Origin of the sequence: Nocardiopsis baichengensis YIM 90130 (assembly GCF_000341205.1) — a bacterium.
Taxonomy (GTDB): Bacteria; Actinomycetota; Actinomycetes; order Streptosporangiales; family Streptosporangiaceae; genus Nocardiopsis_A; species Nocardiopsis_A halophila.
In genome coordinates this window covers 146,736-159,212 of record NZ_ANAS01000022.1, presented here as the reverse complement: position 1 = coordinate 159,212, position 12,477 = coordinate 146,736, and the positions used below count along the sequence as shown (strand labels likewise).

The following is a 12,477-nucleotide window of genomic DNA, read 5'->3' as shown; positions in this document are numbered from 1 at the left end:
CGGTCGGCCCCCGGGCCGGGGAAGTGAGCGGCATGCGTGCGAGCGAGGAAGCGCCCGACGAGCCGAGGCCGGCGCCCCGCGGCGGTCCGGGCGCGGACGGCCGGGTCGCCGCGGAGAGCGCAGAGGGCAGGCAGGGCCCCGAGGGCGCCGACGGCGGACCGCCGCTCGGGCGCCGGGTCTCCGAGGCGCTCTCCCGAGGGCTGCGGGACCGGATCGTCCTCATCGGCGGGGCCCTGGCCGTCGTCTCCCTGCTCCTCAAGGCCTACGTGCTCCGCGACGCCTACTTCATCGAGGACGACTTCCTGTTCGTCGGCGGGGCCGGCTCCGGCGGGCTGACCGTCGAGTACCTCACCGACCTGCACAAGGGCCACTTCATGCCCGGGGCCAAGCTGCTGGCCTACGTCCAGACGGCCCTCGCCCCCTACAACTGGGGCCTGACCGCCGGGGTCATGCTGGCCATCCAGGCCGGAGCGGCGGCCGGGCTGTTCCGGCTGCTGTGGGTGCTCTTCGGCCGCCGGTGGGGCATCCTGCCGCCGCTGGCGGTCTTCCTCTTCGCGCCGCTGACCGTCCCCGTGCTCGCCTGGTGGTCGGCGGCGCTCAACGCCGTCCCCTTCCAGCTGGCGATCGTGCTGGCGCTGCTGTGGACGGTGCGCTACCTGCGCAGCGGCGAGGCGCGCTTCGGCTGGATGGCCGCCGGCGCCGTGGTGCTGGGCATGGCCTTCTCCGTCAAGGCGCTGTTCCTGCCGCCGCTGCTGTTCGCCGTGGCCGCGGCGTTCGTGGTGCAGGGCCGGCTGCCCGGGGTGCTGTGGCGGACGCTCGACCGGGACATGCCCTTCTGGGTCGGGATGGCGCTGCTGAGCGTCGGCCACGGGCTGATCTACCTGTCGCTGCAGGACACCGCCGGCGGCGAGGGCGCGGGGCGGCCCGAGGGGCAGACCTCGCTGTCGATGGCGCAGCGGCTGCTCGGCGAGACCTTCCCGGCCGGTGCGGTCGGCGGCCCGCTGGAGTGGGGGCCCATCACGCCCTCCGGCGGCCTGCTGGAGCCCGCCGCCTGGGTGGTGGCGGCCGCCTGGGCGGTCCTGCTGCTCCTGGTCGCCGCCAGCCTGCTGGCGCGGCGCCGGGCCTGGCGCGCATGGGCGCTGCTGGCCGGGTACCTCGTGGTGGTCGACGTGCTGCCCACGCTCCTGGCGCGCGGGCGCTACGAGGCGATGGTGGGGTACGACCCGCGCTACGTGGCCGACGCGGCGCTGGTCTTCGCCATCGTGCTGGCCCTGGCCTACCTGCCGACCAAGGAGGAGGCCGAGGCCGAGAGCGTCTACCGCAGGAGCCCGCCGCCGGAGCGGACGCGGCAGGCCGCCTTCGCCGCCGCGACGGCCACGGCGCTGTTCGTCGGGGTCGGCGGCTACTCGACCTACGCCTTCGCCGACACCCTCTCCGGGGACCGGGTGCGGTGGTACATGGACACCGTGCGGGCCTCGATGACCGGCGTTCCGGCCGACGCCGGGATCTACCCGCGGCCCGTCCCCGAGGACATCGTGCTGCCCTGGAACGGCGACCGGCGCCTGAGCTCGAACGTGCTCGCGCCGGTGGCCCCCGACGGGGTGGCCGACCGGATCCGCGATCCGCGCCCGTCCGACACCGCCATGGTGTTCAACGACGCCGGGTACCTGGTCGGGGCCCGCCCCTCACCTGAGGAGAGCGCGGTCTTCGGGCCGCCCGAGGACGAGGAGTGCATCGTCACCTTCGGCGGCCAGACGATGTGGGAGGTGAGCACCTTCGGCGGGCCGACGATGGTGCTCGGCGTCCAGTACACCTCCGAGACCGACACCCAGCTGCACGCGGTCATCGGCGACACCTGGGAGACGACCACCCTCCCGGCGGCGCCCGACGGCGGGGCCTGGTACCTGCCGCTGCAGGGCGCCGGCGGGCAGCTCTCGCTCGGCACGGACGAGGAGGCCCTGTGCATGACGTGGGTGACCTACGGGCCGATGGAGCCGGTGACCGGCGGCGACCCGTGGGGCGCTCAGGAGGAGGACGGGGACGAGGGGTCCGAGGACGGCGGTGAGGACGGCGAGGGCGACGGCTCCGAGGAGGAGGACTCCGGCGACTGAGGCCGCCGGTGCCGCGGCGCTCCGGTCAGGCTCGGCTTGGGGCGCCGCGGCGCCCCGGCCGGGCGGACCCATCCCACCAGGCGCCGGCTCGGCTCCTCCACCCAGCGGTGGGTGAGGTGGGCCAGCAGGACCGTCCCCGCCGTCACCGGGACCATGTCCAGCCAGAACGACCCGGTGAAGATCTCCTGGCCGGTGAAGTCCCGCCACAGGTAGAGCACCACGAACTGCCACAGGAAGATGCCGTAGGAGACCTTGCCCAGGTAGAGGCTCACGCGGTGCGAGAGCAGCGTCTCCAGCCAGGCGCCCCGGCGCCACCGGTACGGGCGCGGGGCGGCCCCCGGTGCGGGCAGCACCGCCACCGGGGCGATGAAGAAGAAGGCGAAGCCCATGGCGGTCAGGGTCGCGAACACCGAGATCCAGAGCCCGTCCACGCCCACGAAGCGCGGACCGCCCGCGGGGGTGGCGTTCAGGGCGTAGAGGATCGCGGCGAGGATCCAGCACAGGGTGGTGTTGGCGTGCAGGGTGCGGCACAGGCGGCGCACCGGGCCGTCCGCCCCCTTCTCCCGCCAGGCCCACTCGGTGAGCACCGCCAGGGCCATGCCGACCGCGAAGAGGCCCAGAGTGCGGGGGAGCCAGGCGTGCATGTAGGGCCGCGGCTCCGGATAGAACTGCGGGACCAGCGCCAGCAGCCCCAGGGCCGCCAGTGCCCCCAGGCCGATGAGCAGCCGCCGCGCGCGCTCGTCGGCGTCGCGCCCGCGCATCGCGTAGCGCCCCAGGACCAGGGCGATGAGCGGCAGCAGCGCGTAGAAGCTGACCTCCACGCACAGGCTCCACATCTGGCCGAGGCCGTAGGGGCCGGTGCCCACCCACCAGGGGTCGGTGTCGTAGGTGAAGGTCAGCGTGAGGACCTCGAACCAGGTGCCGACCGAGCCGAGCCGCTCGCGCGACCACAGCAGCAGCGCCGCCACGGCCACGATCCAATAGGCCGGCAGTACCCGCAGGGCGCGCTTCCACAGGTAGACGCGGACGTCGGGGCCGCGGGAGCCGTCCAGGCAGGCGCGTACCCACGGGCGGTACAGCAGCAGCCCGGACAGGCCGAAGAACAGCGGGACCGCCAGCTCGGCGGCGGACAGCAGGGCGCCGCGCACGCCCGGTGCGAGCGCCGCCCCGGTCTCCACGGCGACGTGGAAGACGAGCACCATCAGTGCGGCGATCGCGCGGATCCCGTCCAGCGGTGCGTTGTGCCCGCGGACCTGGGGGAGGGGCGCTGGGGGCCGGTGGTTCTCCTGCTCCGGCGCCGCCGCACTCACCCGCGCACCCGGGTCTGCGTCAGACTAGAACCTGTTATAAACATTCGGACACGCCCTGGTGACGCTGGCCACTACTGGAGAGTACTCTACCCGAAACTGAAGCAAGTTCCAGATCTGACCCATTCCGCCCGGGAGGGCTCATGCGCCGCACCGTCGCAGTCGTCTGCATCGCATTGGGGGTCTTCAGTCTGGTGCTGGCCCCCCTCCTGCGATTCTGGATGGCCGGCGCCGTGATGAAAACCCCGATGGACTACTACAGCGAGAAGGTGGTCCGCGGTGAGAACGTGACCTACTTCAGCGCCGAGGAGCTGGAGCAGGTGGAGGGTGCGACGGTCGAGGCCTACACGACCCTGCGGGCGGACGTGGCCGCCAGCGACTCCGACACGGTGGTCTGGGACCAGTTCACCTGGATCGAGGACATCGAGCGGGACTTCGCCATCCAGTCCTCCTCGCGGCGCGCCGGCCACGACCGGGAGACCGGCGAGGTCGTGGACTGCTGCGACGCCTCGGTCGACGAGGAGCCGACCGCCCAGAGCGGCCAGGCCTTCAAGTTCCCCTTCCTCACGGAGAAGAAGGACTACGAGTTCTTCGACGCCACCGCCATGGAGACCGAACCGATGGAGTTCGCGGGCGAGGAGGAGATCGAGGGCGTCGCCACCTACAAGTTCGTCCAGGAGATCGAGCCCACCAAGGTCGGCGAGCGGGAGATGCCCCGGTCGCTGCTGGACATGGAGGGCGACGGCGACGTGGTGACCGACGAGATGTACAGCGTCACCCGCACCTACTGGATCGAGCCGACCAGCGGCGCGCCCATCATGGTCACCGAGGACCAGCACCGCGGCGCCTTCGTCGACGGCGAGGAGCGGCTGGTGCTCTTCGACGGCGACATGCGCATGACCGACGAGACGGTGGACGCCAACATCGAGAACGCCGAGCAGGCCCTGACCATGCTGCCGCTGCTGCGCACGGTCCTGCCGCTGGTGCTGGTCGGCGCCGGGGCGGTCCTGATCGGGGCGGGCGTCCTGCTGTGGCTGCTGGGCGGCGGCCGGGGCGCGCCGGCCCGGCACGGGTAGGCGGCCGGTGGACGCGGCCGGGACGGACGCGTGGGCCCCGGCGGCCCCCGAGGCGGGCCGGGGCACCGGCACGGCGCGGGCGCTGCTGCGGGCCTGCCGCCCCAAGCAGTGGCTGAAGAACCTGCTGGTCTTCGCCGCCCCCGGGGCGGCGGGGGTGCTGGGCGAGCCCGCGGCCCTGGCCTGGTCGCTGGTGGCCTTCGCCGCCTTCTGCCTGGCCGCGAGCGGGACCTACCTGCTCAACGACGTCCTGGACGCCGAGGCCGACCGGGCGCACGAGCGCAAGCGGCACCGCCCGGTCGCCTCCGGCGCGGTCCCGGTGCCGCTGGCGCTGGCCGCCGGCGCCGCGGCGCTCACCGCCTCCCTGGCGGCCGCCGCGGCCGCCGCCGTGGCGACCGGCCGGTTCGCGCTGCTCGCGGTGCTCCTCGGCTACCTGGTCCTGACCACGGCCTACACGCTCGTCCTCAAGCGGGTCACCATCGCCGACATCGTCGCGGTCGCCGGGTGCCACGTGCTGCGCGCGCTCGCCGGCGGCGTGGCCGTGGGGGTGCCCTTCACCAGCTGGTTCCTGATCGTGGTCTCGCTCGCGGCGCTGCTGGTGGTGGTGGGCAAGCGCGAGGCCGAGCTGCGCAATCCCCATGCGGGCGACGGGCGGACCGCGCTGCGCGGCTACAGCCGCTCCTACCTGGTGCAGATCCGCACCATGGCCTCGGCCGCCATGATCGTCACCTACTGCCTGTGGGCGCTGGAGGGGCAGGGGGAGGGCGGCGTCCCGCCGTTCCACGCGGCGAGTATCGTTCCGTTCATCGTCTTCGTGCTCCGCTACCACCTGCTGGTCGACCGCGGGGTGGGCGAGGAGCCCGAGGAGGTCGCGCTGCGCGACCGGCCCCTGCAGCTGTGCCTGCTCGGCCTGGCCGCCCTGGTCGGCCTGGGCGTGTACGCCGGATGAGCGCCGCGCGCCCGGGGGGCCCGGAACCGACGCGAGGGCAGGAGGCCGACCCGTGCGGACCCGACGCCGGCTGCTGACCGGGTGGGGGCGGACCGCGCCCACCGCGGCGACCGTGGTGCGCCCGCGCACCGCCGAGGAGGCGGCGGCGGTGCTGCGCGGGGCCGGGCCCGCTGCGCGCGGGGCCATCGCCCGCGGGCTCGGGCGCTCCTACGGCGACGCCGCCCAGAGCGCGGGCGGCCTGGTGCTGGACTGCGCCGAACTGGCCCCGGGGTACCGGCTGGACCAGGCCTCGGGAACCGTCACCGCCTCCTCGGGCACGCCGCTCGCCGACCTGATGGCCCGGCTGCTCCCGCACGGCCGGTTCCTCCCGGTGACGCCGGGGACCCGGCAGGTGACGGTGGGCGGGGCGGTCGCCGCCGACATCCACGGCAAGAACCACCACCGCGACTCCTCCTTCGGCGCCCACGTGCGGGAGCTGAGGCTGCTCACCCCGGACGGCGCCGAGCGGGTGTGCGGGCCGGACCGGGACCCGGAGCTGTTCTGGGCCACGGTCGGCGGGATGGGGCTGACCGGCGTCGTCACCGAGGCGCGGTTCGCGGTCCCGCGGGTGGAGACGGCGATGATGCGGGTGGACACCGACCGCACCGGCGACCTGGACGAGGCGCTGGAGCTGATGGCCGCCACCGACGACCGGTACCACCACACGGTGTGCTGGGTGGACCTGCTGGCGCGCGGGGCCGCGACGGGCCGGGGCGTGCTCACCCGGGCGCACCACGCCCGCGCCGACGAGCTCCCGCCCCGCATGCGCCGCCGCCCCCTCGCCTTCGCCCCGCAGGCCCTGTTCACCGCGCCGAAAGCCGTGCCCTCCGGCCTGCTGAACACCTGGAGCGTCCGGGCGTTCAACACCGCCTACTACGCCAAGGCCCCTAAGCGCGGAAGGGACGACATCCAGCCCCTGGGGTCGTTCTTCCACCCGTTGGACGCGGTGCGGGACTGGAACCGCGTCTACGGCCCCTCGGGGCTGGTGCAGTACCAGTTCGTGGTCCCGTTCGGGGCCGAGGACACCCTGCGCTCCATCGTCGCCCGCCTCTCGGCCGCCGGAGCGCCGTCCTTCCTGGCCGTCCTCAAACGCTTCGGAGAGGGGACCCCGGGGCCGCTGTCCTTCCCGCGTCCGGGGTGGACCCTGGCGCTCGACCTCCCGGCCTCCCTGCCCGGCCTCGCCGCCCTCCTCGACGGGTTCGACGAGGAGGTCCTCGAAGCCGGGGGAGCGCTCTACCTGGCCAAGGACTCGCGCGCCTCCGCCCGGACGGTCCACGCCATGTACCCCCGCATGGACGAGTGGAAGAGGATCCGCGAGAAGGTCGACCCGGACCGCGTCCTGGTGTCGGACCTGTCGCGCCGCCTGGAGTTGTAGGGGGCGCCCGGCGCCGCCACCCCCGCCCGCGGCAATGGCCGCCGGGGGCGGCCGCACCCTCCCGCTCGGGTGAGCGCCGGTCAGCGGGCCGGGAGCGTCGGGACCGCGTGAACCGGCCCCTCCGGCCGGGCTGAGCGCCCCTCGGCGGTGACCGTCGGAAGGAACGCCTCCGGGCGGAGCGGCACCACGCCGTGATCCCCGGGCGGTCCGGCCCTTCCGGTACGGGTCCCCGGCTTGCGCTCGATCGGGCGATTCGCGCCCGGCGCCCGCAACGGCCGTATACGCTGATGCTCACCCGCTCTTGCGTTGGAATGTCCGCATCTATGCAGGTGCGGCGGTAACCGGTAGGGTCGGCGGCCGGTCCGCCCCGGTGCCCGTGGACCGGTCCCCCTCCTCTGCTCAGCGACCGAGGGAAGATGCCGTTCACCTCCTCGTTCCGTCGCCAGGCCGTGGCGTACGTGTGGCCGCTGTTCGTCCTGGCATGGGTGCTCGGGCCGGTGGCCGCCGTCCACGGCGTGGGCGGCGCGCTGACCCACGGCCATCCCGACGCCGCACTGGCGTCCTCCCCGGCCGGGGCCCACGGCCAGGACGGGCACGGGCACGGCGTCCACTCGTTGGCGGTGGTCCCCGGAAAGGCCGGCGATGCTCACCACCCGGGCGGCGCAGGGGAGGAGCGGGGTGCGCCCACGGACGCCTCCTCTCCGCACGCCCACGCCGACTGCCTCGGCGTCGCCGCCTCGGTGGCGCCGGTGTCCCTGCTCCTCCTGCTGCTCCTGGCGGCCCTGCCGCCGAGCGGCCCCGGCCCCCTGAGGCCGCCGCGCCCGCTCCCGGCCGCGCTGCTGCGAAGGCGCGGAGCGGCGCTCCGCTTCCTGCGCACACGGCTGCGGCTGGCCCGGCTCTCGGTGCTGCGGGTCTAGATGTCCCACCGCCGCCCCTGCGGTCCGAGCGGACCGAACGCGGCGGCAGGAGCACCACGGCGCGGCCGGACGGCCGCGCCCGTCCCCAGTACCGGAGAGAACCGGGAGTCCTCCATGAGTCAGTCCCGCCGCGCCCGGAAGCGCGGTAGCCATGCCGGGCGCTATGTCGCCGCCGCGGCGTCCCTGGGCGCGGCCCAGATCCACATCGTCATGGCGCCCGTCCACGCCGGTGAATGGCCGGCCTCCGGCGTCTTCTTCGCCCTGATCGGCGTTTTCCAGGCCCTGTGGGGCGTGGCCGTGCTGCGCTGGGGCGGTAGGGCGCCGCTGGTCGCCGGTGCCGCCGCCAACCTGGGCATCCTGGCCGTGTGGGGGTACAGCCGCCTCTACGGCATGCCCGTCGGACCGCACGCCGGCGTCCCCGAGGCGGCGGGGACCACGGACCTCGTCGCCGCCGCGCTCCAGGTCGTGCTGGTCCTGGCCGCGGTGTGGGCGCTGCTGTGGCGCACCTCGCGGCCGGAGGCCGGGGCGGCGGCGTTCGGCGCGGCCGCGGTCGCCGCTGTGGCCGTCACCTTCGCCACCGCCGCCGCGGTCGGCGCGGCGGGCGACCACGGCCACGCGGAGTCCGGAGCGGAGCAGGGCGCCCACTCTGAGGACGGCCACGGCCACGGCGCCCCCGACCCCGGCCCGTCCGCGGGCGCGGAGCACCCCTCCGCCCCCGCCGAGCAGCCGGCCCCGAGCGGCCACGACGGGCACGGCGACCACGAGCACTGACCCGTCCGCGGGGGCCGGCCCCCGGGTCGGCCCCCGCGGCGCCTACGGCTCCGGAACGGACGGGCGTTCGGCCGGAGCGGCCGTGTCCGCGGCCGGCGCCTCCGGCTCGCGGTGCCGTGCGCCCTTGACCAGCAGCCACACGATGAACGAGATCTCCGCGACCGCGGCGGGGACCATGGCGAACGGGGAGACCGCCTCCCCGATGCCGGGGGCCGCCAGGCGGGTGAGGACGTCCGTGAGGTGGCCTGCGCACCCGATGACCAGCAGGACGCCCAGCGCCTTGGGGAAGAGGCCGGACCGGGCGACCAGGTAGCCCAGGGGGAGCAGCCACAGGCCGAAGAAGGTCTGGGAGAGCAGGAAGCCGTCCTGGTACATGCCGGCGAACAGCAGGGCCTGCTCGTCGGGGCCCGCCGGCCCGGGGGCGCCGGAGTGGGCATGCGGGGCATCGCCAAGCGGCTCGGCGTCGAGGTGATGTCGCTCTACCACCACTTCCGCAGCAAGGAGCTGGTCCTGGACGGGATGGTGGACCTCGTCTTCGCCGAGATCGAGCCCCCGGAGGGCGGCGGCGACTGGCGCGCGGCGATGCGGGGCCGGGCGGCCTCGATGCGCGACGCGCTGGCCCGCCATCCGTGGGCGACCGGGCTGATGGACTCGCGGACCCGCCCCGGGCCCGCGACCCTGCGCCACCACGACGCGGTGATCGGGTGCCTGCGCGCGGCGGGCTTCTCGGTCGCCGGGGCGGCGCACGCGCTCTCGGTGCTGGACGGCTACATCTACGGGTTCACGATCCAGCAGCTCGGCCTGCCCTTCACGGAGTCCGCCGGCGTCGAGCAGGTGGGGGGAGCCATCCTCGAGGGGATGTCCGCCGAGGAGTATCCGCACCTGGCGGAGATGATCACCGAGCTCGCCCTGAAGCCGGGCTATGCCTACGCCGAGGAGTTCGACACCGGGCTCGACCTGATCCTCGACGGTCTGGAGCGGCGGCGCGGCGCCTGGTCGTGAGAGCGGGGGCGGGCCCTGCGGTGAGGGGGCGGTGCCTTCGATTCCTGTACCGGGATAGTATGGCCGGTATTATTATCCGCTACAGGGGAGGCCCCGCATGATCGAGATCCTGAACTCCGCGAAGCTGGCCCGGGCCGGGGAGGCGGGCGCCCTGGTCGCCGACATCCTGCAGACGCTGAGGGGGCGCACCGGGGTCGGGACGAACCTGCTGGAGATCGACCGGTGGGCGGAAGAGATGATCACCGAGGCGGGGGCGCAGTCCTGCTATGTCGACTACGAGCCGTCCTTCGGGCGCGGCCCGTTCGGCCACTACATCTGCACGGGGGTCAACGACGCCGTCCTCCACGGGCGGCCCCGGGACCGCACCCTGGCCGACGGCGACCTGCTGACCCTCGACCTCGCGGTGTCCAAGGGGGGTGTCGCCGCCGACTCGGCCATCAGCTTCCTCGTGGGGGAGGCGAGGCCCCCGGAGAGCGTGGAGATGATCGCCGCGACCGAGCGCGCGCTGGCCGCGGGGATCGCCGCCGCCGTGCCCGGCGCCCGTACCGGCGACCTCTCCCACGCCATCGGTACGGTCCTCAGGGAGGCCGGCTACCCGGTCAACACCGAGTTCGGGGGGCACGGCATCGGCTCGACGATGCACCAGGACCCGCACATCGCGAACACCGGGCGGCCCGGCCGCGGCTACAAGCTGCGCCCCGGCCTGATGCTGGCGCTGGAGCCGTGGGTCATGGCGGACACCGCCGACCTCGTCACCGACGCCGACGGGTGGACCCTCCGGAGCGCGACCGGGTGCCGCACGGCGCACAGCGAGCACACGATCGCCATCACCGGGGACGGGGCGCGGATCCTCACCCTGCCGGGGGCGGCGCGGTCGTGACGCCGGGCCCGCCGTCCTCGGCGAGCAGGCCGCCGAGGAGCGCGCGCAGGTCCGCCACGGCCTCCGGGGCGAGGGAGTAGCAGATCTGGTTCCCGCGCCGCGCGGACGTCACCAGGCCCGCCTCGCGCAGCACCTTGAGGTGCTGGCTGACGGTGGGCTGGCTGACGTCGAAGACCTCGGTGAAGTCGCACGCGCAGGTGTCGGGCGTGCGCGCGAGGCGGCGGACGATGCCGAGGCGCACCGGGTGCCCGAGCGCGCGGAAGCGCTGGACGGCGAGGCCGCCGTCCTCCGCGGGCGCGGCGTCGGAGGCGGCGTCGGCGGGTGCGGGTGCGGGTGCGGCGGCGGTCACGGATCCAGGCTATCGCGTATGGCGCGCCTCCTATATAGTCGGATCACTAAATAGTGAATTGCCTATATTCCCGTCGCCCGCGGCGGCGGGGGGACGGAGGCGGAGCCATGCCTGCACCGGTCAACGGCGTGAACGAGCTCGTGCTGGAGGTCGGGGACCTGGAGGCCGCCGAGCGCTTCTACGTCGACGTGCTGGACTTCCCCGTCATCGAGCGGTGGTCGGGGCCGCAGTGGAACGGCCGCGAGGCGGTGTGGGTGCTGGCCGGGCCGACGCGGATCGGGCTCTGGCGTCCGCAGATCGGCATCTCGCGCGGGCGCGGCGGCGTGCACGTCCACTACGCCGTGCACGTCGGCGAGGAGGACTACGCGGGGGTCGTGGAGCGCATCCGTGCCCGGGGCCACACGGTCGACGAGGTGGAGTTCGGCGGCCGGGCGCGGTCGGCCTACGTGACCGACCCGGACGGCAACGTCGTGGAGTTCTGGGACTGGGACGCCCGCGACGGCGCCGCGGGCCCGCCGCGAGCGGTCACCGAGGGGATCTACGGCCTCTGACCGTCCGGGCGGCCGGAGCCGTTCGTCCTGGGGCGCCTCAGCGGAGTGTCACAGCGGAGTGTCTCAGGGGGAGGGGAGTCTGGCCCGAGAGGGGAACGGGAACGTACAGACCCCGTCCCGGGACAGGAGAGGTGCTCGATGAAGCTGGTACTGCAGGAGTTCCTGACGCTCGACGGCGTCGCCCAGGGGCCCGGTGCCCCGGACGAGGACACCACCGGAGGGTTCACCGAGGGCGGCTGGTTCGTGCCCCACGTGGACGGGGAGTTCGAGCGCCTGGCCGGAACCTGGCTCGGCGAGGCGGACGCGCTCCTGTTCGGGCGCCGGACCTATGAGAACTTCGCACGCGACTGGCCGCAGATGACCGACCACCCGCTCGCGGCCACCATGAACGGCCTTCCGAAGTACGTCGCCTCCCGCACCCTCGACCAGGGCGGATGGGACCCGACCACCGTGCTCTCCGGCGATGCGGCCGAACAGGTGGCGGAGCTGAAGCGGCGTCCGGGCCGGGAACTGCAGATCCACGGCAGCGCCCGGCTGGCCGGGTCCCTGCTGGCCGCCGGCCTGATCGACACCCTGCGCCTGGTGATCGCCCCCGTCGTGGTGGGGCAGGGCCGCCGCCTCTTCCCGGACGGGGGCGCCCCGGCCGGCCTGCGCCTCGTCGAACACGCGACGACGCCGGGCGGCCTGTCCGTGCACACCTTCACCGTGACCGGCCCGCCCCGGCACGCCGCCTACGGCGGCGCTTAGGCCCCCTCGGCGCCGCTCCCGAGGGCGTCGAGGGGGAGGGGAGAGCACGGGGCCTCTCCTGAGAGGGCGGTGCGCAGGACCGTCGTCCGCGCGCTCGAACGAACCGTACCGTCCGGGGCCGACAGGGGAGCGACCCGCACATTCGGTCAGGCCCCCTCCTGTTCCCCTGTCGGGTTCCGGCTCTCCGCTTGCGGCGACCGGTACGCGTTCCCCGGGCCCCGCAGGAGGCGAGCGGTCTCCAGCAAGGCCTCGTACTCGGATAGGGCGACCAGGACGACGGGCTCGTGGCCGGGCCTCGTGATGACGGCCTCTTCACGGTCCTCGACAACGGATTCCAACGTGGCGGCGTCGTTCGCACGGAACTCGTCATAGGTCACGGCCTTCATGCGCCTGCCCCTTTCGGTGT

Annotated in this window: 14 protein-coding genes; 10 read left to right on the top strand and 4 right to left on the bottom strand. The window is 74.4% G+C overall.

The window, feature by feature from the left end; translation table 11 throughout:
* The first annotated feature begins 32 nt into the window (after nucleotides 1-32).
* The gene (locus tag C892_RS0118850) at nucleotides 33-2,111 is read left to right on the top strand and encodes a glycosyltransferase family protein (RefSeq protein ID WP_017558442.1); all 2,079 of its coding nucleotides are present in this window, start codon (nucleotides 33-35) and stop codon (nucleotides 2,109-2,111) included.
* Here the strand turns inward: C892_RS0118850 and C892_RS0118845 are convergent.
* Nucleotides 2,024-3,421, bottom strand: coding sequence for an acyltransferase family protein (locus C892_RS0118845; protein ID WP_017558441.1), 1,398 nt, complete (start codon nucleotides 3,419-3,421; stop codon nucleotides 2,024-2,026). The genes C892_RS0118850 and C892_RS0118845 overlap by 88 nt on opposite strands.
* 140 nt (nucleotides 3,422-3,561) lie before the next feature.
* Here C892_RS0118845 and C892_RS0118840 point away from each other — a divergent pair, with 140 nt between their 5' ends.
* From C892_RS0118840 to C892_RS32635, 5 genes are all read left to right on the top strand, one after another.
* Nucleotides 3,562-4,494, top strand: a complete 933-nt coding sequence (locus tag C892_RS0118840) for a cell envelope lipid trafficking protein PgfA (protein ID WP_026124481.1) — start codon at nucleotides 3,562-3,564, stop codon at nucleotides 4,492-4,494.
* A 7-nt stretch (nucleotides 4,495-4,501) separates the two neighbouring features.
* Nucleotides 4,502-5,440: a decaprenyl-phosphate phosphoribosyltransferase gene (locus C892_RS0118835; protein ID WP_017558440.1), complete on the top strand. Its 939-nt coding sequence runs from the start codon at nucleotides 4,502-4,504 to the stop codon at nucleotides 5,438-5,440.
* Nucleotides 5,441-5,492: 52 nt separating this feature from the next.
* The gene (locus C892_RS0118830) at nucleotides 5,493-6,854 is read left to right on the top strand and encodes an FAD-binding oxidoreductase (RefSeq protein ID WP_017558439.1); all 1,362 of its coding nucleotides are present in this window, start codon (nucleotides 5,493-5,495) and stop codon (nucleotides 6,852-6,854) included.
* Between the two features lie 416 nt (nucleotides 6,855-7,270).
* The gene (locus C892_RS0118825; protein ID WP_017558438.1) at nucleotides 7,271-7,771 is read left to right on the top strand and encodes a hypothetical protein; all 501 of its coding nucleotides are present in this window, start codon (nucleotides 7,271-7,273) and stop codon (nucleotides 7,769-7,771) included.
* Between the two features lie 114 nt (nucleotides 7,772-7,885).
* Nucleotides 7,886-8,542 (top strand): hypothetical protein, encoded by a 657-nt coding sequence (locus C892_RS32635; RefSeq protein WP_017558437.1) that lies wholly within the window; start codon nucleotides 7,886-7,888, stop codon nucleotides 8,540-8,542.
* A gap of 42 nt (nucleotides 8,543-8,584) precedes the next feature.
* On the opposite strand, the gene C892_RS29195 is transcribed toward C892_RS32635, so the two are convergent.
* Nucleotides 8,585-8,917 carry a DUF4386 domain-containing protein gene (locus C892_RS29195; RefSeq protein WP_017558436.1) on the bottom strand — a complete coding sequence of 111 codons (333 nt, stop codon included), beginning with the start codon at nucleotides 8,915-8,917 and terminating at the stop codon, nucleotides 8,585-8,587.
* A gap of 60 nt (nucleotides 8,918-8,977) precedes the next feature.
* On the opposite strand from C892_RS29195, the gene C892_RS29190 reads away from it, so the two are divergent.
* On the top strand, nucleotides 8,978-9,544 hold the full coding sequence (locus tag C892_RS29190; RefSeq protein ID WP_017558435.1) for a TetR/AcrR family transcriptional regulator C-terminal domain-containing protein: 567 nt from the start codon (nucleotides 8,978-8,980) through the stop codon (nucleotides 9,542-9,544).
* A gap of 97 nt (nucleotides 9,545-9,641) precedes the next feature.
* A complete protein-coding gene (map, locus tag C892_RS0118805; RefSeq protein WP_017558434.1) occupies nucleotides 9,642-10,424 on the top strand; it encodes a type I methionyl aminopeptidase in 783 nt (260 codons plus the stop codon).
* Here map and C892_RS0118800 read toward each other — a convergent pair.
* Complete coding sequence (locus tag C892_RS0118800) at nucleotides 10,396-10,773, bottom strand: ArsR/SmtB family transcription factor (RefSeq protein WP_017538435.1); 378 nt, start codon at nucleotides 10,771-10,773, stop codon at nucleotides 10,396-10,398. The two genes, map and C892_RS0118800, sit on opposite strands and share 29 nt — an antisense overlap.
* A 107-nt stretch (nucleotides 10,774-10,880) precedes the next feature.
* Here C892_RS0118800 and C892_RS0118795 point away from each other — a divergent pair, with 107 nt between their 5' ends.
* Nucleotides 10,881-11,324: a VOC family protein gene (locus tag C892_RS0118795; protein ID WP_017558433.1), complete on the top strand. Its 444-nt coding sequence runs from the start codon at nucleotides 10,881-10,883 to the stop codon at nucleotides 11,322-11,324.
* Between the two features lie 138 nt (nucleotides 11,325-11,462).
* A complete protein-coding gene (locus tag C892_RS0118790; RefSeq protein ID WP_017558432.1) occupies nucleotides 11,463-12,071 on the top strand; it encodes a dihydrofolate reductase family protein in 609 nt (202 codons plus the stop codon).
* Between the two features lie 146 nt (nucleotides 12,072-12,217).
* Here C892_RS0118790 and C892_RS29185 read toward each other — a convergent pair whose 3' ends face one another.
* Nucleotides 12,218-12,457 (bottom strand): type II toxin-antitoxin system Phd/YefM family antitoxin, encoded by a 240-nt coding sequence (locus tag C892_RS29185; RefSeq protein WP_017558431.1) that lies wholly within the window; start codon nucleotides 12,455-12,457, stop codon nucleotides 12,218-12,220.
* Between the last annotated feature and the right edge of the window lie 20 nt (nucleotides 12,458-12,477).